Source organism: Paenibacillus sp. RU5M (genome assembly GCF_900221055.1).
Classification (GTDB): domain Bacteria; phylum Bacillota; class Bacilli; order Paenibacillales; family Paenibacillaceae; genus Paenibacillus; species Paenibacillus marchantiae.
The window spans coordinates 35,081-59,378 of record NZ_OBQM01000015.1 but is presented as its reverse complement, the minus strand read 5'-3'; the positions used below and the strand labels follow the sequence as shown (position 1 = coordinate 59,378).

Here is a 24,298-nt window from a genome sequence, read left to right as displayed (position 1 = left end):
TATTAGACCTCCAAATGATAGTTGTGCTGATTTGAATTTAGCAAAATGCATTCAAAATCATAGTTTTCCATATCTTTTTTTGTGAAAATATCACTTCGTTGTTTATAGTTGAAATATAAATATGTCTTATCTTTATTAGAATTAATGATACGCGCCAAACATTCCTTATCAGGAACACCATGTTTTACTCCGTTAGTGCTAATCAAAAATTTACTACATTCAATAATTTGAAGAAGCTCATCACTAGTATTATACTTACTTCCATGATGAGATACTTTCATTAAATCAATTTTCAACTTATTTCTTTTTGAATATCCTAATGCCTCTAAACTATTTACAATAATGGATGGATGAGAGTCGCCTAACATCAGTATTTTTTTGTTTCTATACTCAAATATAAAAGCTATACTTGTTTTATTGGGTAAGCTTTTGTCCTCAATAAATTTATCATTTATCAACTGATCTATATCAAATCTATCTTTGGAATGTGTAGAAAAACTGATTTTAGAGGTCTCTTCACCCAACTCGGTTTCCCAATCTTCGTGTAATTTAGTTAAAGTTTCTATGTTTGGAGATAATATAGTAAATGTTGCACCCTCAATTTGAAAGTAATCAAGTGATTTAATTATATCTTTATTTGAAATACCTAAAGTTTCAATAATAGATTCAAATTGAATGCCTTGAGCAATACTAACTCTTGATGATTCGGTGTCTGTTAGGTAGATATCCCTATTTTGTTGTATTTCGTTACTAAAATATTCATATAAAACCCTTCCTGAATTAAACCAAATTTTCCTAAATATATTTTTGGGTATACTTTTGTCTTTAAATAGTGATAATATTCCTTGAATATGATCACGATCCACGTGTGTAAGAACTAATAGATCAATGAATTCATTTTTTAAAATCATATTATGTATTTCTTTTTTTAATTTTTGAAAACCAATAGGCCCTCTTCCTCCATCAACTAAGATATTTTTTATATCTTTTTTTTCCCCAAATCTTATCAAAAAACAGTCTCCATCCAACGCAGGTAGCGCCATTATTTCAGTATTCATCTTACCTCCATGTATAATTTAATTTTTCCACCATAAAGCAACACAACATTCATGGTATTGGTTCTACAGATTTCGCTATAATGTTACCCAATACCTTCCAAACTAGTGTTCTCTTTCTTTATACTAATATTTGCTATTCCGAAATATTATCAAGAAATTGGAAGAATATTTATTGTGTTAGAGTATTTCTCAAATAAAGTCCCCTTCCTCACCTCATTGACAACCCCCAAAAAAGACTCTATCCTAATAACGAATCATTCATTCACTATTAAGGAGTCGTTCCCGATGGTGCAAGCCAAGAAAGACGAAGTCAGGAAAGAGATTGAATACGCGGCGCTCAAAGTCTTTTTTGAAAAAGGCTATGCGGATGCCAAGATGAGCGATATCGCGGATGAGATCAATATTTCCGTGGGCAATATCTATACTTATTTTAAGAACAAGAAAGAACTATTCTACGCCGTCGTTCCGCCGGATCTGGTGGATTATCTGAAAAATGTGCTGGTGGAGACGATTCACTTTGATAACCAGACCTTGTTCGAGGAAACGAATAGCGAGCGAAAGTCGGCACTGTTGCAGGAACAGGTTGACGTATTACGCAAATACCGGAACCAGATCGTCATCATCTTCGAAAAGAATAAAGGCACCATCTACACCAACGCGAAGAATGAACTTGTTGAGCTAATGATCGAAACCAAGAAGGCCTATCTGAAGAACCAATATAAACGGTATGAGATTGGCACCGAGGAGAACTTGATCTTGTTGAACATTCTCGCACACAATGTGATCGACATGAATTTGGACCTGTTGAAGCGGGATATGAGTGAGGCCAGCCGGAAGCAAATCTTTGGAGCGTTGTATGTATACAGACTGTACGGCATGAAGAGTCTCAACGAATAACGCTCCCTCTCATCATTTATGCCGGGTAGACAAAGCGTGCAGATCAGATCAACTTCACTTGGTTTGCACGCAAAAAAACTTCATCATATATCAGCCTATTTTTTTAACCTAAAAATGAATTATTTATTCATTATTGAAACAGGTATCTTCGTTACCCTAACTACTCGCTTCACCTACATCCAAAGGAGGAACAAATATGAACACCGCTTACGCATTAAAAAACGTCAATCTGATCCACGGTGATCTGAACCGCAATCTGCAAAAAAACATGACGATTCTCGTCAATGAACAAGGACTTATTCAGAATATAAGCCAAGATAACGAACTGCTTATCCCTAGTCACTACACAACAATCGACCTCTCAGGAAAATACGTAATGCCTGGATTGATTAATGCCCACGTGCACCTCTTTGCAGACGGTAAACCGTTCAGTCTCTCGGTCAGTGAAGGCATGTTGCAGTTTGCCTATGATCGGATTTTGAACACGAAGTTCGGCAGAAACGTATTGAAAAAACGAATGAAACGCAACGCGCTGACCGCACTCCATGCGGGTGTGACAACGATGCGCAGTGTGGGGGAATTCTTTTACACCGATGTCCAGCTGCGGGATGAGATTAACAACGGTGACTTTGTCGGCCCTAATCTGCTTGTCTCCGGGTTTTTCCTAAGTGTAACGGGCGGACACGGTGCTCCATTCCTGGCTCTGGTTGGCGACTCCCCGTGGGAAGCACGAAGAAATGTACGCATCAATGTGAAACACGGCGTGGATCTGATCAAAATCTGTGTGACGGGTGGCGTGACGGATGCGAAAATGGTGGGCGAAGCTGGCCGTTTACAGATGACGGTGGATGAAGTTGCGGCGATCTGCGATGAAGCGCATAAGATTGGTTTGCGGGTGGCAGCGCATGTGGAGAGCACGGAAGGCGTAAGAGTTGCGTTACAAGGTGGGGTCGATACCATTGAGCACGGTTCGGAGATGGACGACGAAATCATTCGTTTGTACAAAAATAATCCCAATGCCCTGAATGGCTACACCGCACTCATCCCCACTCTGCAAGCCGCTTATCCATCCGCTTCACTGAATACTAGCGTAACGAAGGTAAGTGCAACGGTAAAAGAGAATTCCAGACTCGTCTACGATTCCATGCTCAAAGGCGTAAAACAAGCGATCGAGAACGACATCACCATGGGTATCGGCACCGATGCCGCCATGCCTTACGTGACTCACTATGATATGTGGAGAGAGATGGATCACTACATGAGACAGGCCAACCTGAACAACAAACAGGTCATCGACATGGTGACCCGAACCAATGCGAAGATCCTCGGTGTTGACGATGTTACAGGGACGGTCGATATCGGAAAACATGCCGATCTGAATATTATGGAGCAAAATCCCCTGGAACATATCGAGGCCTTATCAGGCATCTCTATGGTTATGGTCAAAGGAAATCTAATTCAAACACCATCTGTCACAAGAATCAAAGAAGTCGATGATGTTCTAAACTCAGTTTGGTGAATTCAGGAGTGAAATCTTGCTTGATAAATTGATTTATTGTTTATCCATCTTCATGACAACGAACAACATGAACGAAATTACTCTAATTGACGGTATTCTGACGCTTTATACGGGGTTAAACATCTTGTAGATTACGAAGATCAAAGTGTCGAACCTGCTCCCTGCCTTATTTATCCCGATCTTTTTACTGTAGCTTCAGGATACTGAGATCTTTCCGTAAACATAACAAACAGGCTGCTCCATCCTTTAGAGGACTTGTGGGACAGCCTGTTCAATAACTTGCGTATGACAGAAAGCTTCTATCGATTTTAAATCGACGATACCAAGTACAACCTAGGTTGCTGCAGATTCGGACTCTCTCTTTTTGGTAAAGGAAAGAAACAATACTGCGGAGACCACAATCCATATCCCAAAAAAGATATAAATGGAACCGAATACTTGAGTGCTTGCCCCTTTTGCATCCAATGTGGTTCCAAGAATCGACGTTCCGATCGCACCAGCGATGAAGCTGCACATCATATAGACACCCATACCAACACCCGCCTCATGTCTCGGCAAGGTTCTGGATACGGTATTCGCAAGAGCAATCTGGGCAAATGTCAGCCCTGTATTTGCGGCGATAAGAACAAACAGCACCACACCATACGAACCACCTGTAAAAATATACAGTAGTGTATACGCAATAAATTGCAGTCCAAAAGCCCACGAAAACAGATAACGATTCCCTTTTTTATCCGTAATGCGCCCGCCCAAAAGTCCAAATAATGCAGCAAACAAGGCTCCAGGCGACATCACCAACCCGATCTGTAACGCAGACAACTGATTAAGACTGGTTAACATCTGGGGGATCAGATAAGGCACACACAAATTCAAAGTCAACACCATGGACCCAATGAGAAGTCCGCGAGAGTAGCGTTTGTTTTTAAACAAATCAAGAGATATAAACGGTGCTGACGATCTTCTCATCCTTATCCAGAACAGTACGAGCGTCACTAACATCAGCAGCAACAAGAGCAAGCTTTGTCTTGTAATCGCAAGCATTAACAGTGTAATAACGCCAGCCAGCAATAGCCCCCCTGGAAGATCTGCCTGTCCTCTTATACCCTTGTCATTACCCAGATATTTTCGAAAGAACGGTAATGTAACAAGTACCAAAATGGAAATCGCGAAGAGAAAACGCCAGCTTGCCATACTAAGAACGAACCCGGCAATGATTGGACCAATCGCTGTCCCAAGAGCCATACCAGCCGAAGTAATCCCCAATGCTCTGCCACGATTCTCTTCAGCCACATAACGAATTGGAATCAACATGGAAGAGGCCGGGATAACGGACGCTCCTATCGATTGTAGAATTCGAGCCACAATGATGAACATATAACTGTCCGCCAGTACTCCGATTAGTGACCCCATTGCAAAGCAGCATAATCCAAATGTAATCAAATTTTTCAGCTTGAACATATCAGCCAGCTTGCCATACGTTACCGACCCTATGGCGTATATAATGATATATGCGGTTACCACCCAGCTAACCTGGGAAGAGGTCAATCCGAATTCTGTTCTAAGATCAGGCAGTGCCACATTAAACATCGTGGAATTCATCACAGAAATAACCATCGCAAAGGCTAAAATCCAAATTAATTTATATGATTGTGATTGTTGTGTAAGGTTTGTTTTTTTATCCATCATATACTCAATTGCGATGCAACGGTGATTGGGCAACCACTTTCAGATCCAGAGTATCCATATTAGCCATAACGCGGTCCATCCGTAGCGGGCCAGGTTCATTCGGGAAAATAAAATGTTCATAAGGCTCTCCCAATATGCGGAAGAATGGCTCAAACAAACCGCACTCCAGCATTCCAACAAAGCGGGTATACGGTGCATCGAGACGATAGGCATGGGTAGTACCTTCCGGCACGTGGAGGAAGTCTCCTTCATGAAGCTGAATTTCTTCTCCATTCGCCCACATGGTCATCTGGCCTTGTACACAATAAAAAGTTTCCACATGATTCTCATGATAATGCTCTACAATAGGTTCACCCTTCGGTCCTTCTGTAGATACAAAAATGTAGGCGCCATCTGTATTTTTCTGAGACGCAAGAATTCGATGCAATTGATCTCCCGTTAAGAGACGATCCCCTTCCCCGCTCTCCAATACATAAGGAACGACTCCGCCGTGCACTACTCCTGTCTCAACAAGCTGGGAAGCACCCCACTTTAACTCTCCATCCTCAAAACAAATATCGGCTACCTCGGAGGCTCGGATCAAATCCTCTTGCGTCCATTCGTGTAGGGGCTGCGGTGGGTAATCCTTGAAAGAATAGGCCAAACCGATGACAGGAAAGATAGACGTGATATTCCCAGGTAATGAATAGGAAACAATACGATTTCGATGACCTGCAAACCGATAGGCATGCCTTGTCCCTGGCGGTATATGTGCATAGTCGCCAGAAGTTAGAAGATGATATTGCCCGTCGATTACCAACTCAACTCTTCCCTCCAGAACCATTAAAGATTCGTAGCTACTGTTATGAAAATGGAGGGGAAACACCTCTCCCTTACTCCCGGCGATGGTGAACATTTCGAACTGTCCTCCTGTACTGTCAGCATCCGCCATGACCGTAACTACCTGTTTACCGAACGTATAACTCGTGCCCTCTCCTTTACGAAGTAAATAAGGCTTTCTTGTCTGAGGCAATGTACTCATTAATGTTGATGTCACTTGATTCTCTCCTCCATTCCTTTATTCATGTTCATTTTAAGGACTTCACCCTATATAAAAAATGGTCTAGGGCGACCAACCTATGGGCAAATGCGACATCTGATTGATTGAAGTCACTCGCTTAATCCATTAAAATTAAATAATAAAAAATTGAAGAGGGAGGGGCCTCCTGTTTATGAATTTTAACGATTCAACCTATTACATGGAGCACCCTTTCCATGACACTCCCATTTCCATGCATCCGGTAGAAATACGAAATAACCAATGTCAGAAGCATGCGCATTCATTTTATGAATTGTCTTATGTGACGGCAGGTCAAGGAACACTCTCGATCGATGACAGCTGTATCCCAATCACTCGTGGAGACCTGTTGTTCATTCCTACAGATACGAGACATGTGTTCCAGACCACATTGAATCAGTCTGTCACGCTCATGAATTGCCTTGTGGAGAAGCACATATTATCGGGGCCTCAAGCCATCGGTGACCGCATGATCTATGATGATATTGATGAGCTCACTCAACCATTTCGTACTCTGGGGAACGGCTTCAAAGTAACGGAGAACAAGAAAGAATTCGGGAAGATCATGTACTCTTTACACCTTGAACTTCAATGTAAGGAATCCGGCTATCGTTACCGACTGTATCTTCATCTGATGGACTTGTTAACTCGCATACGGCATGCCGAGCCAAGTGATCTTCAGTCTGCACAAGGAGATCTGACCGACCACATTCAACTTGCAGTGAACTATATTTCCAGTCATTATGATGAATCTGCCATTCTTACTCGTTTGTGTGAACGATTCGCCATAAGCCCTCGCCATTTCCAAAGAACATTCAAGCAGGTTACCGGGCTCACCCTGACACAGATGATACAAAATAAACGTATACAACGAAGTTGTGAACTGTTATCCGAAACCGATTGGAGTGTGCAAACCATTGCCAGAGAGGTTGGAATACAGGATATGAAGTACTTTTATCGGATATTTAAAGAAAAATGCGGAATGACCCCTAAAGAGTTCAGGCAGCCTCAAGGGTCGTGATTCACATGCGATGTGTGATAGTGTGCATATATTTTCTATTCAAATAAGAAAGCCATAAAAACCGTTACAGAAATGATGTACGGGTTTTGTGGTTATTTTTATTTTATCAAGCGATGAAGAAACGACTTTATATAAAGCTGTACATGCCCAACCTGAGACTGAGAACAAATTCAATCTGGCGTACGATTTGAATCAATGATGAGTCAAGTAAGATAGAGTTATGAGTTCATGAACAATAATTACTTCAAGACATTGAACCAGAGGGGACATATCCTATGAACAAAGTCAAAAAAACAGGTTTGTGGCTTGGTATTACGACTCTAACGCTATCACTCACAGTTCTTTATTTTCCAACATGGACGCCAAAAATAAAAGGTTCAAACCCTATTCATGTATTGGAACAAGTTAAAATCAATGGTACGAGACATGAAATCATGATCAGAGGGGAGGATTTGGAAAACCCAGTTATCCTTTATTTACACGGCGGACCGGGTGCATCTGAACTTCCGTACGCCAAAAAGTACCAGGATTTATTAGAATCTCAGTTTACGATTGTGAACTATGATCAGAGAGCAAGCGGCAAATCCTATCATTTTTTCGAGGACTATTCCAATCTCTCAGCTGATTTGCTGGTCGAGGATGCACTAGCGGTCACGGATTATATTACTAAACGTCTGGGGAAGAAAGTGATATTAATTGGTCATTCATACGGAACATACATAGGAACACTTGCTGCACAGCGAGCACCCGAAAAATATGAAGCTTACATTGGGATCGGGCAAATGGCAGATACACAACAGAGCGAGATGGACGGATGGAATTACGTTATGGAGCAAGCCCAGTTGGCTGATAATCATGAAGACGTAAACCAGTTGGAGCAGGTCTATGAACCGATCAAACAAGGACAGGCGTTTACACCGCGAGATATTGTTGAACGGTACGGAGGCGCTTCAAGGTTGATGGACAGCCCTGACACCAGCTTCCTGGGAATGACGTTCAGCAATGAATACAATATGCTTGATACCATTCGCTATAATAAAGGAATCATGTATTCGCAAGAAATATTAATAAGTGAGGCTATGAGCCGTCCTTTGCCATCCTTGATTACAAAGCTTGATCTCCCCTTTTATTTTGTCATGGGAGATTACGACTATATGACTTCATCCCATGCCGCCAAGGTGTTTTTTGACCAGATTGAAGGAAATCAAAAGGAATTCATTTCCTATAAGAACTCGGCTCACTACCCATATTATGAAGAGAAGCAAAGATTCTTTGAATGGATGGTAGATACCTTTATCAAGCAAAAACTTTAATCATTCAATCCTTTGCCCTCCAGGATCGGCTGCATGTACTTCTCTATTTGTGACACTTTTGTTTTGGATTGCTTTGGTTTTGAGAAATAATAGAGATATGCCCGCTGCCGTCCGGGTGTCAGTGCTTCAAATGCAATCTCGGAAAGCAGGATTCTCATCGAACTGCTGCTGAAGTTCCTAAGGAACGCTATATTCGGCAGTCTTTTTCATTTCCACTTGCAGTCCGGCTTGTTCCACTTCAATCGCTTGCTGGATATAGGCTTTGATCATAGCCTCCTGCTCCACAATCTGCTCCAGACTGGTGAAACGAAGCTGGCGTTCTGCCTGTACATTCTCCGTTTGCTGGACCAAAATGCCGTGTGTATCCTTCAGCAGAGCACCTTTGAAGAACAGAATGGCCACGTATTCTTTGAATCCATGGTTAAAACGATGTTTTTCCCATCTAGCATGTAACAAGGGTGCATCCATTTCATATCTTCTGTCAGTTCAAAATCCCGCATAATCTCTCTCAGCTTTGTGGACTCTTCCTTCCACGTTTTGAGTTTCTTTAGATAGCCGTCAACTTTGCGGTTCCCACTTGTATCGGTCATAGAGAAATACCTCTCTTTATCTCATGGTTTTATAGGTTCAATTTTACTGGTTTTCAGTGGATTGTACAGCATTGCTTACAGAGCTTTTACTGACTTTTCCACTTGAATTTAAACCTTCATAGCAACAAAGACCATCCTGTTAGATGGCCTATAATTTAATCCAATCTTATCTAATAAGTTTCAATCGACAGTTTACAATACCCATAGTAAAATAATGGAATGTCTATTGCCATAATTCCAACATACGAAAGGATGATTTAAATGAGAGAGTACACAGTTGTTCCAGGTCCGAAAAATGTTCAAGTAAACCGAGGTGATACTCAAGCTGCTGTTAATTTATTTGCTGATATCATCAATCACAAAGCACAATCCGGATGGATCTATCAATCCATGGAGTCGCTAGCCGTCACCGAGAAACCCGGTTGTCTCCAGCAACCTGTTACAACGCATCATTATATGCTGATTTTCTACAGAGAGATTCGATAATAGTATAACAATCATGAGAAACTCAGAATCTGAGGAACTGATATATAATAACATGCCATCCGAAGAAGAACTTATTAGACTCTTACATACACATCATGAAGAAAACGATCCTCGAAGCAGTTTCTATATAAGAACTCATGTTATTCCAGAAATCTATTGGTTGAAGTCTTTGCTTAACGTTACACTTGCATTATTCACAGGGCTAATCATCTCTATGATATGTTTCTATCTCTTGAATCCATTCATTCCAGTATATGCTTTGCTAAGTGCCCAGATTATTTTCATAGCAAGTATGTTTTTCATAGTTGTACGACGTGTTAGAGTGATCCTGATATGGAGTATTAGAATTTATCAACGTTTTGCCCCTATTGAAGTGAGGAATAAATGTCGTTTTGAACCGAGCTGTTCTGTGTATATGATTCAAGCTATTGAGAAATACGGGGCGATTAAAGGTCTTTCCTTGGGAATCCATCGTCTTCGTAAATGTAATATCAACGGTGGAGGATTTGATTATCCGTAAAACATAAAGGGCCTATTGACAATCTATAATATGGGCCTTTCTTCATTCCGGCATTTAACTTTTATCATCGCTTCATAAATACAAGATTTATAGGAGGACCCTTTGTTAATAAAAAAATTGCTTCATTATTATCTAGACTGTCTTAAATTCGAAAGCTATTACTCTGTACATCTTAAAGAAGAAGAACTTGTACATTCGCAGATTTATCCTGATGATATAGAAGACATTATTACACACTATGAAAAGCTAAGTGCTAGGTTAACATCAGAGGAAACAATTCTGTTTGGTTATCCACTTATTAGAGCAGTTCAAGGAAATAAAACTTCATATATACCATTATGTTTATGGAGTACTTCGAGCTTCTTATCGAGTCGAAACCTTTTCAAGGCAGACTATGCCGGGTTCCATCAAGATATCTTCAAATCTTTTACGGATAATAAATCAATGGATATGCTACAGAAATTACAGGAACAATTTGTTGCTTCACCCGATGCTTTCCTACATAATCAGCAGAATCTTGAGAAGCTTATAGATTCATCTGAATACAACTTGCAGGATATTATTCCAAGTCATGTAATCCTACTAGCTAAGAATACAAATAACATTAATTATTTGATTTCTAAAGAGATTGAAGATGTTTTAACGGATAAAAACCAGCCAAGTGCTGTACTTAGCAGCTTCCTTACTCACAGTTATGCCTTATCTGATTCAGAACCTGAGAGAATGCAACTACATATTGTACCCAGTAATTATCCTCAAAATTTTGCACTTGCTGATCTTCAGCACACTATTAGCATCATTAAGGGACCTCCGGGAACTGGAAAGACGCAAACTATTATCAACTTGTTGGCTAACCAAGTTGATCGCCTAGAGACATGTATTGTAGCTAGTACTAACAATCAGGCCGTTGATAATATTTCTGAAAAATTAGAAGGAAAAGGAATCTCAAATTCATTTTTTGGCTTTGTACGCCTAGGAAATAAAACGCACAATCAAAATCAGGCTTTAGCAATTCAAACAGCGATTGAGCGTATGAAACAAGAAATAAATAACTTGTTATCAGACAATACTTACGATTCATATTTACATAAAAGTCATTTATTATTGGAACAGATTAATCAGGTCGAACTACAAGAACAACAGATTATTGACTTGGAAAGCACCATTAAGCAACTTCAAGATTTAATAGGTGTTTTAAATAACCGATTGCGTATAAACCATCTGATGACTATGAAAAATAATTTCGAAACCCTTACTCTTCCCCATATACAGATAGAACACAGATTACGCCAGCTTGTAGATGAACCGTTACATTTATTTGGAAATGATATTTTTCGTAACTTCCGAGCCTACATTGCAAGTAAACTCAAATTTTTCATGAAGAGACGTATTAAAAAATATTTGCAGTCAATTGATGCTTCGCAATTGTGGGAGTATGTCGATACAACCATGCCAACACATTCTCTTGCTCTATGCGAAGAAATTATTAAAGTCATCAATCTTGAACAACGCTTGCAGCAATACCAGAATCAGCTTTTACAGTTGCAGGAGCAACAAAAAGATCAGTCAACAAGCTTAGTTATGTTGTATGCGAAAAAAAACGATATAGATCTTACGATTGTTCGCTCTCAGTGGCTTAGAAAAGCGGAACCCATCCTCCGTAGTCCAACGGAAATGAATAATATTGCAGAACTTATAAAAGAACTCAGTGAAAAAGGGGAAATTAAAAGAACTTCTTTTGCCTTCCCTTCCTTTTTAAAGTTATTCCCTGTTCTACTTGTAAGCAGTTTATCAGCTCGACGCTGTATCCCGTCCGGGGCATCCATAGATCTAGCTATAATAGATGAATCATCTCAGTGCTCCATCGCAAGCGTTTTTTCTCTATTACAAGTTTCAAGAAGAGCTTGCTTTTTTGGTGACGTTCATCAATTAAGTCATATTGTCACATTGCAAGATGAAGATAGTAAATCATTGTTTGATGTGCATGCGAACGGTATTGAGTATTCATCATATTGCTTTCACAGCGTCTCGGCTTTTCAAAGAGCAGCCCATGCTTGTGAACACAATGAAAATGGGCAACACTTGCTCAATTACCATTATCGATGTATTCCTTCTATAGTATCTTTTAGTAATCAACACTTCTATCGCGGGCGTTTACTCACGATGCGTCAAGAGCCTGAGCGGAAACCTTACCATACAGGAATCTTTTCAACGAATGTATACGGGAGAGCTAGTGGTACTTCCAACGATCACGAATTAAAAGAAATCAAATCCATCGTTGAGCGATTGGAACGGAACGGTGTCAAAGAAATTGGTATTGTTACACCATTTGGTGCACAAAAAAAGAGACTGGTACGGATGTTTAAACATAATCCAAACATCAAAGTTGGAACTGTCCACACTTTTCAAGGTGGGGAATGCCAAGCTATCATTTTCAGCACCGTTATCTCCAGTGGTTCAACCGCTTTCCAGATTGATTTTGTTCAAAACAGCTATCGTTTAATAAATGTTGCACTAACCAGAGCCCTTGACTATTTTATCCTTGTTGGTAACCTAGCCGAGATTGATAACGGTCAGGGCTATCTAACCAAATTAAGTCAATATATATATACAATAGAAGCCAATAGTTTCCACCGCCCTGCTATCATGTTATCCATTGAATTCAACCAACTCATACGTGAAGAAAGTCGAAAGACTCTAATGCATCAAGGAGAGCGTATGATTTATAACAAATTAATGATATTTCTCGAAGGCATGCCCTTCATTGTATTTCCCAAAGTGCCCATCAAAGATGTGCTCTCTATTCAAATCGGATTAGATGATGAATTAAAATCTTATTATTTTACCAGTCATATGGACTTCGTGATATACGAGAAGGAATCTCTTCAACCTTTATGTTCCATAGAATATGATGGTTTCTATCACAGACGGGATTCCAAAACGATTGACAATGACCGAAAAAAAGATACTCTTTGCAGTTATGCAAAATTCCAGCAATTCCGTATTGCTTCCAATGATGAAAGTGAAGGATGGGATAAACTGAAAACCTATCTTCATTCTTTCAATTAAAAAACTATCCAACACTAATTAGTCCATCCTCTTACCTTCATACAAAAATGAGAGCACTTATTGAAAGTGCTCTCTGTTTTATAATAAGCATAAATCAAAAAGAAATGAAAACCCTAATTCAAAAAATAACTGATACCCCAAAAGGATGTCAGTTATTTTTTCTACTTTATATATGATTAATTCTCTTTCTTTACTCCTTACACGTGAAGCGCCAACAGCAGCTTATAGATCATTGCCGCGGCTTCCGCACGGGTCGTCATATTTCCTGCACGAACCGTATTGTCCGTATAACCGTTCACAATTTTGGCCTGAACGGCTGTATTGAGTGCATCTTGTGCCCAAGCCGGAGTTTGCGACTCGTCAGTGAAGCTTGGTTTTACAGCATCATTGCTCGTTCCCGACTGTGCATCTGCATTTAACTTCAATGCATTCGCCATCATCACAGCCATCTCGGCACGAGTGATCGTCTGATTAGGTTTGAACGTATTGTCTCCATAGCCCTTCACGATTCCGGCTTGCACGGCTGCGGCAATATCGCTCTTCGCCCAGTCTGGCAGACTGCCTTGATCTGCAAACGTCGTATCCGACTGCACGGACTTCAAAGCCAGTGCCTTACTGATTAACGTAACAAACTCTGCCCGTGTAATCTTCTTGGATGGTTGGAATGTACCATCTGTGTAACCCTGGATAACATCCATGCCGATCAAGCGGTCTGCATAGTCGGATGCCCAGTGTCCGTTCAGATCGGACAGATTAGCAGCTGTGTAACTGGACACAACAAAGGTACCCAGATGATTCACATCAGCCGATATTGCTCCTGCTGCATTCGTCTTACCACCAATGAATACCCAGCTCTGACGGGCTTCATTATAATAGTAGATCGCTGGCTGTGTTCCTTGTGGCAGCTTGGAAGCATCATATTGCAGACTCAATGCTGCCTGATCGTTCAATGTCCGTCCTCCACTGCGAGTAATCTGTACTGCTTGGCCGAGTACATTCAGCGAAGCTGCATTCTGCAATCGGTCTTGGGATACAACAGACAGCTGCAATGTATCTTTTTCCCCAATGGCTCCAGCCGGAGCGTTGAATTGCACGATGTCTTTCAGACCCGTTTGTACTGGCTGATTCGCTTCGACCTCTACCTTCACTTCAGTAGTAGAATCTGATCCCGTATCCGGGTTGGTTGGTGTGGTTGGAACTGTAGGCGTTGTTGGCACGCTTGGTGTGCTTCCACCGGAATTCCCTCCAGCGTTGCCTCCATCACTACCTGAACCCCCGCCTCCATTACCCGAACGGGCTTGTACGATAACCGTACGTGTGACTTCCTGTGCAGCATTGCCGGCAATATCTTTCACGTTATAACGAAGGGTATAGATCCCCGCCGCTTGTGTGTTCACTGTGCCGTCAATCTGCACGGAACCATTGATGCCCACATTATCGGTAGCCTGTGCTCCAGGCTCGTTATACGTATCTCCCACGGTTAATGACATTTGGCTGTTGCCTTGCAGGGTGATGACAGGAATTTCGCGATCTATTTTGACCACCAATGGTAAAGTATAGGTTTCGTTCAAATCGTCTGTCGCTCTGAATAGCAGCTTATTTTCTCCCGACTCCGTTATCTCCAAAGGCGTATTCTCTGTATACGGTTCGTACGTCTGCCCTCCATCACGAGACAACTCAATGATTGCGGAAGTAGCAGGGGCGTATACTGCGCTGGTTACACTAACCGTTACGGACTGGTTTGTCCATGTATCCGTATGATACGGCTGGCCGCCAGCGGTGGTCATGTTACCTTTTAACACCAATGCCTGATTATTTGTTCCCTCCACAATGACAGTGAACGTTCTAGTATCCATTTCGCTGCCACGTTGTACCGTTGCCGTCAATTCCAGTCGCTCATTGTTCTCAGGCTGTGTAATAAGTTTCCCCTGTACATCCATCAATTCCGGGTTGGAGCTGGACCAGCTAATCGTGGCTCCATGTTTTCCTTCAACAGGAAGGGTAAGGTCGGAAGTGACCGCGTTCAGATCGCCCAGATCAATCGCTTGAAGCGTATCCGTTACCGCCTGTGCATCACTGTAAGGTGTGGCATTCACGAAGATCGGGTTAGAGTAGAACCACAGGTCGCGATAGTTCTGATCATTGATCTCGTTGAACCGAGTCTCTGCATCCGCTGTTGTGATCTTCGGGTCAAGTTGCGGTTCACCATTTACGGTCTCACCAGAAACGTTCATGCCCAGATTTGTACCGCGCAGGCGATAATATTTATCCTGGTCCGTTGCTTTGATCTTGTACGTGATGACATTGTAACCTTCCGAATCTGTTGTCCAATCGTTGGACGTAAAGGTTGCCAGCACTTTGGTAGAGTCGTTAGTATCTTTGGAATAGGCGGCTGTGCCCTTCTCGGCCTTGCCCGTCACATCTCCTGCTATGAGATCGACATGATCGACCACCGGTACTTGTCCAGCGGACGTGCCGCTGTTGATTGGTTTTTCATAGTTGTTGCTCGTGGTTGGGCTCTTGAAACGGATTTTCAGTTCCACTTCGTCACCTTGGGTCACACCCAAGTCTCCGCCCATTTCAGCCTGAGTGCCCGCGCCGGAAGCCGTGAAGTCCAGTGCGTTGATCAGATCACCGAATACGGAAAATGATTTCCCTGAACGCAGTCCTTCCAGCACGGCTTGCATCCCTGTACCATCAACCCAAGAATAGGTCTTGGCATATTCGCCCGGAAAATAACCGCTGGAATTGGTGCCAATCGTCTTGAAATGGTAATCCGAATTACCATAGTTCCAGAAGTGACGCCCTTCTCCCAACAATGCGTCCCAAAGACCGCCCACTTTGGCGACCATAAAGTCCACACCACCGTATGTACGGTATTTGTATCCATCATCTGCGGTCGGATTGGCTACGTTGTAGCTTGTGTTATACCCGCCGCGATCCGGTTCCATCTGGTTGCCCAGCATACCTTCGATACCAAAAACAATTTGTGGAGCCAGATCGTTGAACTCACGGAAGTCCGCGATGGTATATTTGTTTTTGCCCCGTGAAGGGTGATTGATCATCGCATAACTCGTCGTTGGATACTTGGTTGCCAGCCAATTGATAGCAGCTAGTGCATCCTGATGAGTTGTATAGGCACGTCCTCCCGTCTGATTCCAATCCGCTACGTCGGCCGCATCGAACAGATTCGCATCCCGATTGGTAAAACGATACTCAAATTCGTTCGCAGCTTCCAGCGCTTCGGTCGAATTCGGCTCATCTGTTAGAATACCTACACCAACGTGTTCATGTGTCGGCATGTCCCATTCGAAACCGGAGAAGATCGTTTTGCCTGCATATTTGCCCGCTTCCTGAAGTGCTTTGATCTGTGGCACCTGGTATTCATTCATCCCTTTGGACATCGGAATCGATCCACCTGGAATGTCTACTCCGTTCTGATCCCGCTTGGATAACCGCAAATGATCCGTAAGCGCGATCCAGTCCAGACCATACTTCGTCAGTCCCGCGTCGAGTACATTTTCCAACGAATTCTGCGCATCATCGGACTCAAACGTATGTACGTGCAAATCCCCCGTTTGCCATGAACCTGTTGCCGAGCTGTTGGTTGGTGTGTTATCTCCCGCATCCGCATAGGTTACCGCAGCAGGGAAAGCTCCCATTACAAGGCCCGTAGCCAGTGGTATAAGCGTAAGCATAGCGAGCATTTTCTTTCCTTTATTGTTGAACAAAATCATCCCACCACCGTTCTGAGTTGTTGTGTCGGGAGTAAATATAAGAAACTTTGAGGGCAGGGTCAACGCAATGAAAGCGCCTATTAAAAATTTGACATATATCTGCATTGCTTTACATTTCTTTAACGATTTCTTTTGCTGTGTCTATGAAGATCATGCTCTATCATCCTCCATATTGAGGTGCTGAAATGTACTAGAGAAAGGATGCAAGAGGGTGAAGAAAAATTCAGATTTTGTTCACCATTCAGGAAAGTTCCACCACAGCTAGTGGAGCATTAGGAAGAGAATTAGCATAACAGGGGTGATGAAGAGGTATAAATGAAGGAATTTGTAAACATCTGAGGACGGAACATTTGCCGAATATAGAAAAAAGAACCCCCGAATGCACAGACGCAATGCGCCCTGAATCCGTAGGTACTCTGGGTTTGACTGGGTTTTGATTTAGCTTTTACATGTTTACTTTTGTGAAGGGTAAGTTAACGGGTTGTGAAATGATACCTCTCCCTAAACATTAAACCCATTAAACTGCCGAAGCATAGTGGTGAAACGTTCCAGTTCCTCTTCATTCCATCCCGATATGCGTTCATAAAAAGTTGACTCCTTCTCCTTGAGCGCACTCACCGTCGATTGTTGACCAAGCTCCGTCAAAGACAACAAAACGCCGCGTCGATCTTCGGGGTCCGGCTCCTTGCTTACATACCCTGCCTTCTCAAGTTGTTTAATCAAACGACTTACCGAACTGCGGTCCATAGCCGTCGCTTCTGCCAAAGCTGCGGCGCTTGTAGGACCGTAAGAGTACAACCACCGCACCAGATGAAAAGCAGCAGGCTGCAAGGTCGCATCGAAACGCTCGGCAGATCGAACATTGAGCGCATGCGAAGCACTAATTAGCGCATGGATCTGCTCACCTAGTGCCAGTTCCAGAGTTTCTCTATCTTTGGTTTTAACCGGATTTTTACTCATTATTGTTGTTTCCCTCTCCTCGATACATCAAAGTAGGCTTATGAATATATAGTTGACAAATATCAATTAAATTATATAGTTGATTTATGTCCATTATATAATTCGATCCTATTCGTGTCAAAAGGAGACCTCATTATGAGAACAACACAACCCATTATTGTAATTACCGGAGCAACAAGTGGACTGGGGCAGCTTGCCGCCATTGAACTTGCCAAACGCGGTGCACATCTTGTACTCACAGCCAGAAGCGAAGAACGCGCCGAGACCACCAGAAACAAAATCAGGGAAATTGAGCCATCCGCCAAGATCAATTTTTTCTTTGGAGATTTGTCCTTACTGAGCGATGTAAAACGTATAGGGCTTGAAATCGCAGCCGCTTATCCGCGTATCGATGTACTTTTGAATAATGCGGGTCTTCATGCTTTTGAACAAAGAGTCACTTCCGAAGGGTTTGCCGAGATGATCGCCGTGAACTATTTGGCACCTTGGCTGCTAACGCACACATTGCATTCTTCCCTGATTCGGGCAGGCCACGCTCGAGTCGTCAATGTTGCATCTGAAGCCTCGCGGAATCATGGCACACTGGTGCTGCCCGATGACTTAACGGATACCGATCCCTTTACTGCACGCGGCTCCTCCGCCATCTATGGCAAAACCAAACTGCTGAATATTATGTTTACTAGCGAACTTGCCCGTCACTGGGATGGAACTGGAATCCGAGTGAATGCTTTGAATCCAGGTTTTAATGTTACGGGTCTCGGACGAGAGTTGTGGTTTGCGAGTGTGCTTGAGCACATTCTAACGTTTTTGCATATCGGCGACCCACGGCGGGGTGCGAACATCATGACTCGTTTGGCAGTGGAATCGGAATATAGTGAGGTTTCGGGAGGATATTTCAATGTTGGAAGCGGGGCATCCATTACTCCTGTGTATCCGGGCGGAGATGCTGGAATGCAAAACAAGCTGTGGAAGGTTACGACACAATTACTGGAGCAACGTGGTCTGTTGAACTAATCAAAAACAGAAAAAAGCCTTCCAGATAACTATCTGAAAGACTTCCACCTCTTGCCGATTCAAAATCAACCAAACCGACCACTAATATAGTCCTGTGTACGCGAATCAACGGGCTCGGCGAACATATCTTGGGTCGCAGAGTATTCCACGACCTCGCCATTCAGGAAGAACACCGTCTGCTGGGAGACCCGAGCTGCTTGCTGCATATTGTGTGTGACCATCACGATGGTATAACGTTCCTTCAACTCATGAGCCAACTCCTCGATCTTGAAGGTCGAGACGGGATCAAGCGATGCCGTAGCCTCATCCATAAGAAGAATGTCCGGCTCCACTGCCAATGCACGTGCGATGCAGAGGCGCTGCTGTTGTCCTCCGGATAAACTTAACGCGGAACGCTTCAAGTTGTCCTTTACTTCATCCCACAGGACAGCAGAGCGCAGGCTCTGCTCGACAATCTCATCCAGCTTCTTTTTGCTGTGAATGCCGTGTTGTCGTGGACCGAAGGCCACATTATCGTAGATGGATTTCGGAAAGGGATTCGGCTGCTGAAAAACCATACCGATCTTCTTTCGAATAGTTTCCACATGAACTTCACCACTGTAGATGTCGGTTCCCCCTACGGCCACTTTACCTTCAATCCGTGTGCCGGGTATCCGGTCATTCATGCGGTTGAGGGTTCGCAGCAGCGTCGATTTGCCACAGCCCGACGGTCCGATAAAAGCGGTAATGGCCCGCTCCGGAATTTCAATGGAGACATCCTTAAGCGCCTGAAACTGACCGTAATATAAATTCAATTTGTTGATCTCAATGATTGGCTGCACAATGGTTCCTCCCGGTGTTGAAATTGATCTTGTTACTGGATACGCCTGACACATTAGGCTTGATTTTTGCGTGCATTCAGCCAAATTGGCACACGGAACAGAATATTAATGAGCAAGGCCACAAAGATCAACACAGCCGTTGTCTTTTGCGCAATTTCCTCGGCATCGGGCACAATCGCTTCGGATTGAATGTACCACAGATGTACAGCAAGGGTTCCTCCTGGCGATAGCAAATTGAAGTCCCACATTTCCCCGGATGTAGACACCCCTGCGGTCAGAATAATGACGGCACTCTCTCCGAATGCCCGACCTGCCGTAAGGCAAATGCCTGTCATGATCCCGTTTATAGCCACCGGCAGCAATACATTACGGATCGTCTGCAAATGGGTAGAGCCAAGTGCAAAGGACGCATTACGAAGTTCAACCGGAACCGCCCGAACCGATTCCTCGGTTACCCTGGTAAGCACAGGCAGATTCAGAAAGGCAAGGCTGACGGCGGCGCCCAGAATGGTAAGACCAATTTCGAAGAACTCCACAAACAGGGCAATACCAAACAATCCAAAGATGATGGATGGAACAGAAGACAGTCCCTCCACGCAAATCCGCACGATCTCCATAAGTTTGTTGTTTGGAGCAAATTCCGCCAGGTAAATCCCGGCCGCCATGCCGATGGGAATCGAGATCAGGAGGGATAGAATCAGCACATAGAACGAGTTAAACAGCGCCGGCCCGATCCCTCCTCCTTCTTCAATCTCGCTTGGAACACCGTATAGAAAGTCCCAGCTCAGCAAAGGCAGCCCTTTTTCCAGAAGAAGAAATAACAGTCCAACAATGAATAAAATGACGATAATCCCTACACCCCATACCATGCCCGTAAAAATCCGGTCCATCAGCGTGGATGCACCTCTGCGTTTGCCGAACGAATAGGCGGGGACAGCGTTCGCCTGTTTCTTCATACTCATGAGTAGCGTCCCCCTTTCTTCTGAAGCATTCTTACGGCTACAATCATCAAGATGGAAATGGCAAGCAGGATAAAGCCCATCATATACAGCCCGTGATTCCAGGTGGAATCGAATTCGACGCTTGAGATTTGCATGACAATATTACTTGTCAGCACCGCTGTTGGTGTAAACAGACTGTTAGCGAGCTGCGCCGTATTGCCGATGACCATCACCACCGCCATCGTTTCTCCAATGGCACGAGTCATCCCGAGAATGACGGCGTACATGATTCCGCCTCTTGCAGCAGGCAAGACCACACGAGCTATGGTTTGGAATCGGTTCGTACCAAGTGCATAAGCTGCATCCCGGTATTTGTTCGGTACAGCAGATATGGCATCATCACTGATCCGGCTAATGGTAGGCAGCACCATAATCGTCAGAACGATGGACGCTGCGAGCAAACCGTCCGCCAGATCATGTCCACTGATATCCCTAAGCCAGGGGATGAGAATCGTCAGTCCCAAGAAACCGTATACCACAGAAGGAATACCCACCAACAGATCCAATACGGGTCGCAGAATATGGCGAAGCCATTTTGGCGTCATTTCCGCGAGAAACACGGCAATGATGACGGAGATTGGAATGGCAAACAGCATCGTGAGCCCCGTCAGTGCCAGCGTTCCCAGAATAAAGGTCAGCGCACCGTAATGCTCATTTTCCGGGTCCCAGTTGGTAGAGAAAAAGAATTCGCTGAGCGAAACATCCGCAAAGGTCAGAACGCCCGTACGAAGCATAAGGACCAGAATGCATAACAGAACCAGACAAACGAACAATGTACTGCCAATACAGACCATGCGAAACAGTTTATTGGACCATCTTAAACGCGCCTTACGGTCAAACCGGGTTCCCGATCCGGGAGCCTTGCCGATGCTTGAACCAAGCTCACTCGGAGCAGGGCTGTTCGTGGATGGATTTAAATCGATCATGAAGGGCTCTTCCTTTCACATAGAGAAGCCAGCTTGGCGACCGTGCGCAGAAGCTGGCTATCCCTTTCCTTATGAAATGCGAGAATGATGGACGTTCGCAGCTTTCGTTATTTAACGGCAGCAAGCGGAATGAATTTCAGTTTTTTCAGGGAACCGTTCTGGAACTTGCTGCTTTGGATATACTCGATGAATGCTTTGGTTGCTCCCGTAGGTTGACCTTTGGTCATGTAATATCCAATACCCCATACTTTGTATGTTTTGTTCAGGACGTTTTTCTCTGTTGGTGCCACGCCATTGATGGATACAGCCTTCATTTTGCTAGTCACATACGGAAGGTCAATATAACCGATTGCATTTGGTGTCGTTTCAATCGTTGTTTTCATATCACCGCTGGAGCCAACCTCTTTGTAGTTATCCCCTTTGCTCATGAAATCCTTGCCATCCAGAGCTTTTTGTTGGAAGTTAACCCGTGTACCGGAACCAAATTTACGGTTAACTACAACGATGTTGGCATCCGATCCGCCAACTTCCTTCCAGTTTGTCACTTTGCCGGAGAAGATGTCCTGCAGTTGTTTTGTTGTCAGATTGCTTACACCCACATTGGTATTAACGACAGCCGTGAACACTGTTACAGCTACCGGATTGGCTACCAAGCCATCAAATTTCTTGAAGCCAGGTACATCTTTGGATGCATCCCAGTCTACAGCGCCAATATCCGCGATCCCTTTACGAACGGATTGAGGACCTGTGATGGAACCTGCTGCGGAAGCCGAGATTTTAACTTTTGGATTATCTTTTTTGAATTCGCTGGCAGCTTGAAGTGTCAGCGGAAGCAATGCGGAGGAACCGTTAATGACTATTTTACCTTTCTCTGTGCTCTTGGCAGCTGATGCTGTCGTTGCGCCACCCAGTCCACCAATCAGAGATACAGCCATAAGCATTGCTGTGAAGGGTTTGATCCATTTTTTCATGTTAATTAAACTCCTCTCGAATTAAAAAGCTTGTGATCATATTTGATATAAAACATTACTTCGTAACGGCTCTCCAGCTTCCGCCAGCTTGTACCAGAACTCGGCCGTTCTCAACCACAGAGATTTGTGTTCCGGCAACCGCGATGGAGGATACATCGGAAGATACGGTGTACAGCTTGGTTTGTTTTCCAGTTACCGGATCGATCGAAAGGATCACGCTGTTGCTGTCATCCTGGGCCGCAAGTACATACAAGATGCCACCCGACAGAATAGCTTGTTCTACATCGTACTCGGCATACACCGGCGTAGACTTTTGAGATGAATCCACAGACAGCAATGATGCTTTACCGTCTTCGGAAGGCACACTCACGTAGTAGGCTTTTTGTCCGTCAGCAGACCATACAAATACCTTGTCGTCAGTTGATGTTGTGAGCTTCACAGCCTCCGGTTTTGAATCTGCTGTGTTATACGAAAATATTTGCTGTTGATTGGATGAGAAATCAATGGAGACATTGTCTTCATCCACATTGGTTGTATCCGAAGTTACGGTACCAAGTGTTGTTACGGTATAGATGAATTTCTTGCCGTCAGCAGATACATTCAGGTTTTCCTTATAGTCCACCTTGTCTTCGACCACTTTCGTAATCGCCCCATCCGCCAGATTCACCTTGGCAATCACGGACCCTTTATCCCCTTGCAGGAAGTAGATTGCATTCCCGTCAGCAGACCATACCAACTCAGGCTTGATGCTGTTGTCGCTGGTGATTAGTTTGGAAGCCTTGGTCTTCAGATCAATAACATAAACGGCTCCTTCGGCATTCGTATACGCCGCTTGATCACCACTTGGCGAAATAACGAGATCCGATCCACCGTCTGTCGTTAACAACAGATCATATTTGCCGCTTGTTGTATTGACGAGATAATCGTTTCTGCCATTGTTATCGCTCTTGGAAACAATCAGCTTATCTGCTCCGGCAAAACGAGGATTCTCGACTTCATCGATCAAGGATACTGTACTGATCTCAAGCAGTCCGTTTCGCTTGACAATCGTACCGCCAACGCCCGACACCAGTGGACGAAGAGCGATGTAACTTGTACCACCGATGATAGTAACGGGTTGATTCAGATTCACTTTGACGTCATCTACCACGATTTGTTTGCTATTGTTTTGGAGCGTCACGCTGTGATCATTCAGCTTGATCACCGTCGTTCCGCTATGTACTTCGGCTTGTGCGCCGATGGCTTTGATCACATCACGAAGTGACACAAGTGTCTCCCCATTTTTAACGATGGAACGAACGACGACGCTGTTACCGTTTATTGTAAGCGTGGAATTTTGCACCTGAGCTGCATTAGCCACAGGTTTCACTGCAGGAGCAGCCGATACTGCACTAACCACAGAAGTACCTAACACTGTTGCTACCATGGACACCACTAACACCTTTTTCATTGACATTGGCTCTTGTCACCCTTCTCTATTCCATTTAATTTGCCTTGTTTTGTCATGCCCTGCTGTCTGGTATTCTGCATGTATCGTCTTTATGAGAGCTTGTCCGGCTCATCCCCCCAACTTCCACGTTCATAGTAAAAATGACCTATCACGATTGTAATTATAGGAGAGATTTGTAAACGGAAAATCCTGGAATTGTTAA

At 43.6% G+C, this 24,298-nt stretch carries 18 protein-coding genes and 1 pseudogene; 8 read left to right on the top strand and 11 right to left on the bottom strand.

All coding sequences use genetic code 11. The features are described from left to right. Nucleotides 1-2: 2 nt before the first annotated feature. Nucleotides 3-1,058: a ComEC/Rec2 family competence protein gene (locus tag CRO25_RS29115; protein WP_079697355.1), complete on the bottom strand. Its 1,056-nt coding sequence runs from the start codon at nucleotides 1,056-1,058 to the stop codon at nucleotides 3-5. A gap of 285 nt (nucleotides 1,059-1,343) precedes the next feature. Here CRO25_RS29115 and CRO25_RS29110 point away from each other — a divergent pair, with 285 nt between their 5' ends. Both CRO25_RS29110 and CRO25_RS29105 read left to right on the top strand, forming a co-directional pair. Beyond that, complete coding sequence (locus CRO25_RS29110) at nucleotides 1,344-1,955, top strand: TetR/AcrR family transcriptional regulator (protein ID WP_079697354.1); 612 nt, start codon at nucleotides 1,344-1,346, stop codon at nucleotides 1,953-1,955. 196 nt (nucleotides 1,956-2,151) lie between these two features. Then, nucleotides 2,152-3,474, top strand: a complete 1,323-nt coding sequence (locus tag CRO25_RS29105) for an amidohydrolase family protein (protein ID WP_079697353.1) — start codon at nucleotides 2,152-2,154, stop codon at nucleotides 3,472-3,474. Nucleotides 3,475-3,807: 333 nt separating this feature from the next. Here the strand turns inward: CRO25_RS29105 and CRO25_RS29100 are convergent, their stop codons facing one another. Together CRO25_RS29100 and CRO25_RS29095 are read right to left on the bottom strand one after the other, a co-directional pair. After that, entirely contained in the window at nucleotides 3,808-5,157 is a 1,350-nt protein-coding gene (locus CRO25_RS29100) for an MFS transporter (protein ID WP_079697352.1), read from the bottom strand. A 7-nt stretch (nucleotides 5,158-5,164) separates the two neighbouring features. Next, a complete protein-coding gene (locus CRO25_RS29095) occupies nucleotides 5,165-6,181 on the bottom strand; it encodes a quercetin 2,3-dioxygenase (RefSeq protein ID WP_079697400.1) in 1,017 nt (338 codons plus the stop codon). A gap of 190 nt (nucleotides 6,182-6,371) precedes the next feature. On the opposite strand from CRO25_RS29095, the gene CRO25_RS29090 reads away from it, so the two are divergent. Beyond that, nucleotides 6,372-7,238 (top strand): helix-turn-helix domain-containing protein, encoded by an 867-nt coding sequence (locus CRO25_RS29090; RefSeq protein WP_079697351.1) that lies wholly within the window; start codon nucleotides 6,372-6,374, stop codon nucleotides 7,236-7,238. 275 nt (nucleotides 7,239-7,513) lie between these two features. Next, entirely contained in the window at nucleotides 7,514-8,551 is a 1,038-nt protein-coding gene (locus CRO25_RS29085; RefSeq protein WP_079697350.1) for an alpha/beta hydrolase, read from the top strand. Here CRO25_RS29085 and CRO25_RS29080 read toward each other — a convergent pair. Beyond that, nucleotides 8,548-9,141: pseudogene (locus tag CRO25_RS29080) on the bottom strand (YdeI family protein). The gene CRO25_RS29085 and the pseudogene CRO25_RS29080 overlap by 4 nt on opposite strands. Nucleotides 9,142-9,402: 261 nt before the next feature. Here CRO25_RS29080 and CRO25_RS29075 point away from each other — a divergent pair. The 3 genes from CRO25_RS29075 (at nucleotide 9,403) to CRO25_RS29065 (ending at nucleotide 13,216) form a co-directional block, all read left to right on the top strand. After that, the gene (locus tag CRO25_RS29075; RefSeq protein WP_079697349.1) at nucleotides 9,403-9,627 is read left to right on the top strand and encodes a hypothetical protein; all 225 of its coding nucleotides are present in this window, start codon (nucleotides 9,403-9,405) and stop codon (nucleotides 9,625-9,627) included. 13 nt (nucleotides 9,628-9,640) lie between these two features. Continuing rightward, entirely contained in the window at nucleotides 9,641-10,147 is a 507-nt protein-coding gene (gene yidD / locus CRO25_RS34205; RefSeq protein WP_257020677.1) for a membrane protein insertion efficiency factor YidD, read from the top strand. Between the two features lie 102 nt (nucleotides 10,148-10,249). After that, nucleotides 10,250-13,216 carry an AAA domain-containing protein gene (locus CRO25_RS29065; RefSeq protein WP_079697348.1) on the top strand — a complete coding sequence of 989 codons (2,967 nt, stop codon included), beginning with the start codon at nucleotides 10,250-10,252 and terminating at the stop codon, nucleotides 13,214-13,216. Between the two features lie 197 nt (nucleotides 13,217-13,413). Here CRO25_RS29065 and CRO25_RS29060 read toward each other — a convergent pair whose 3' ends face one another. Further along, the gene (locus CRO25_RS29060) at nucleotides 13,414-16,947 is read right to left on the bottom strand and encodes an S-layer homology domain-containing protein (RefSeq protein ID WP_097115840.1); all 3,534 of its coding nucleotides are present in this window, start codon (nucleotides 16,945-16,947) and stop codon (nucleotides 13,414-13,416) included. A gap of 507 nt (nucleotides 16,948-17,454) precedes the next feature. After that, the gene (locus CRO25_RS29055; protein ID WP_079697347.1) at nucleotides 17,455-17,913 is read right to left on the bottom strand and encodes a MarR family winged helix-turn-helix transcriptional regulator; all 459 of its coding nucleotides are present in this window, start codon (nucleotides 17,911-17,913) and stop codon (nucleotides 17,455-17,457) included. A gap of 135 nt (nucleotides 17,914-18,048) precedes the next feature. Between CRO25_RS29055 and CRO25_RS29050 the strand changes: the two genes are divergently transcribed. After that, nucleotides 18,049-18,927 (top strand): SDR family NAD(P)-dependent oxidoreductase, encoded by an 879-nt coding sequence (locus CRO25_RS29050; RefSeq protein ID WP_079697346.1) that lies wholly within the window; start codon nucleotides 18,049-18,051, stop codon nucleotides 18,925-18,927. A gap of 65 nt (nucleotides 18,928-18,992) precedes the next feature. Here CRO25_RS29050 and pstB read toward each other — a convergent pair whose 3' ends face one another. The 5 genes from pstB to CRO25_RS29025 form a co-directional block, all read right to left on the bottom strand. Continuing rightward, on the bottom strand, nucleotides 18,993-19,748 hold the full coding sequence (gene pstB / locus CRO25_RS29045) for a phosphate ABC transporter ATP-binding protein PstB (protein ID WP_179087129.1): 756 nt from the start codon (nucleotides 19,746-19,748) through the stop codon (nucleotides 18,993-18,995). Between the two features lie 53 nt (nucleotides 19,749-19,801). Next, a complete protein-coding gene (gene pstA, locus CRO25_RS29040) occupies nucleotides 19,802-20,710 on the bottom strand; it encodes a phosphate ABC transporter permease PstA (RefSeq protein ID WP_076287876.1) in 909 nt (302 codons plus the stop codon). Beyond that, on the bottom strand, nucleotides 20,707-21,675 hold the full coding sequence (pstC, locus tag CRO25_RS29035; RefSeq protein ID WP_079697345.1) for a phosphate ABC transporter permease subunit PstC: 969 nt from the start codon (nucleotides 21,673-21,675) through the stop codon (nucleotides 20,707-20,709). The genes pstA and pstC overlap by 4 nt, the downstream gene beginning before the upstream one ends. A 107-nt stretch (nucleotides 21,676-21,782) precedes the next feature. Continuing rightward, the gene (locus tag CRO25_RS29030; RefSeq protein WP_063565318.1) at nucleotides 21,783-22,646 is read right to left on the bottom strand and encodes a phosphate ABC transporter substrate-binding protein; all 864 of its coding nucleotides are present in this window, start codon (nucleotides 22,644-22,646) and stop codon (nucleotides 21,783-21,785) included. Between the two features lie 55 nt (nucleotides 22,647-22,701). Next, the gene (locus CRO25_RS29025) at nucleotides 22,702-24,096 is read right to left on the bottom strand and encodes a stalk domain-containing protein (protein WP_240321399.1); all 1,395 of its coding nucleotides are present in this window, start codon (nucleotides 24,094-24,096) and stop codon (nucleotides 22,702-22,704) included. Nucleotides 24,097-24,298: the final 202 nt, after the last annotated feature.

Excerpts from the sequence above, each read along its gene's own strand:
- CRO25_RS29115 (WP_079697355.1), bottom strand. The coding sequence starts at position 1,058 with ATGAATACTGAAATAATGGCGCTACCTGCGTTGGATGGAGACTGTTTT.
- CRO25_RS29110 (WP_079697354.1), top strand. The coding sequence starts at position 1,344 with ATGGTGCAAGCCAAGAAAGACGAAGTCAGGAAAGAGATTGAATACGCG.
- CRO25_RS29105 (WP_079697353.1), top strand. The coding sequence starts at position 2,152 with ATGAACACCGCTTACGCATTAAAAAACGTCAATCTGATCCACGGTGAT.
- CRO25_RS29100 (WP_079697352.1), bottom strand. The coding sequence starts at position 5,157 with ATGGATAAAAAAACAAACCTTACACAACAATCACAATCATATAAATTA.
- CRO25_RS29095 (WP_079697400.1), bottom strand. The coding sequence starts at position 6,181 with ATGAGTACATTGCCTCAGACAAGAAAGCCTTATTTACTTCGTAAAGGA.
- CRO25_RS29090 (WP_079697351.1), top strand. The coding sequence starts at position 6,372 with ATGAATTTTAACGATTCAACCTATTACATGGAGCACCCTTTCCATGAC.
- CRO25_RS29085 (WP_079697350.1), top strand. The coding sequence starts at position 7,514 with ATGAACAAAGTCAAAAAAACAGGTTTGTGGCTTGGTATTACGACTCTA.
- CRO25_RS29075 (WP_079697349.1), top strand. The coding sequence starts at position 9,403 with ATGAGAGAGTACACAGTTGTTCCAGGTCCGAAAAATGTTCAAGTAAAC.
- yidD (WP_257020677.1), top strand. The coding sequence starts at position 9,641 with ATGAGAAACTCAGAATCTGAGGAACTGATATATAATAACATGCCATCC.
- CRO25_RS29055 (WP_079697347.1), bottom strand. The coding sequence starts at position 17,913 with ATGAGTAAAAATCCGGTTAAAACCAAAGATAGAGAAACTCTGGAACTG.
- CRO25_RS29050 (WP_079697346.1), top strand. The coding sequence starts at position 18,049 with ATGAGAACAACACAACCCATTATTGTAATTACCGGAGCAACAAGTGGA.
- pstA (WP_076287876.1), bottom strand. The coding sequence starts at position 20,710 with ATGAGTATGAAGAAACAGGCGAACGCTGTCCCCGCCTATTCGTTCGGC.
- pstC (WP_079697345.1), bottom strand. The coding sequence starts at position 21,675 with ATGATCGATTTAAATCCATCCACGAACAGCCCTGCTCCGAGTGAGCTT.
- CRO25_RS29030 (WP_063565318.1), bottom strand. The coding sequence starts at position 22,646 with ATGAAAAAATGGATCAAACCCTTCACAGCAATGCTTATGGCTGTATCT.
- CRO25_RS29025 (WP_240321399.1), bottom strand. The coding sequence starts at position 24,096 with ATGAAAAAGGTGTTAGTGGTGTCCATGGTAGCAACAGTGTTAGGTACT.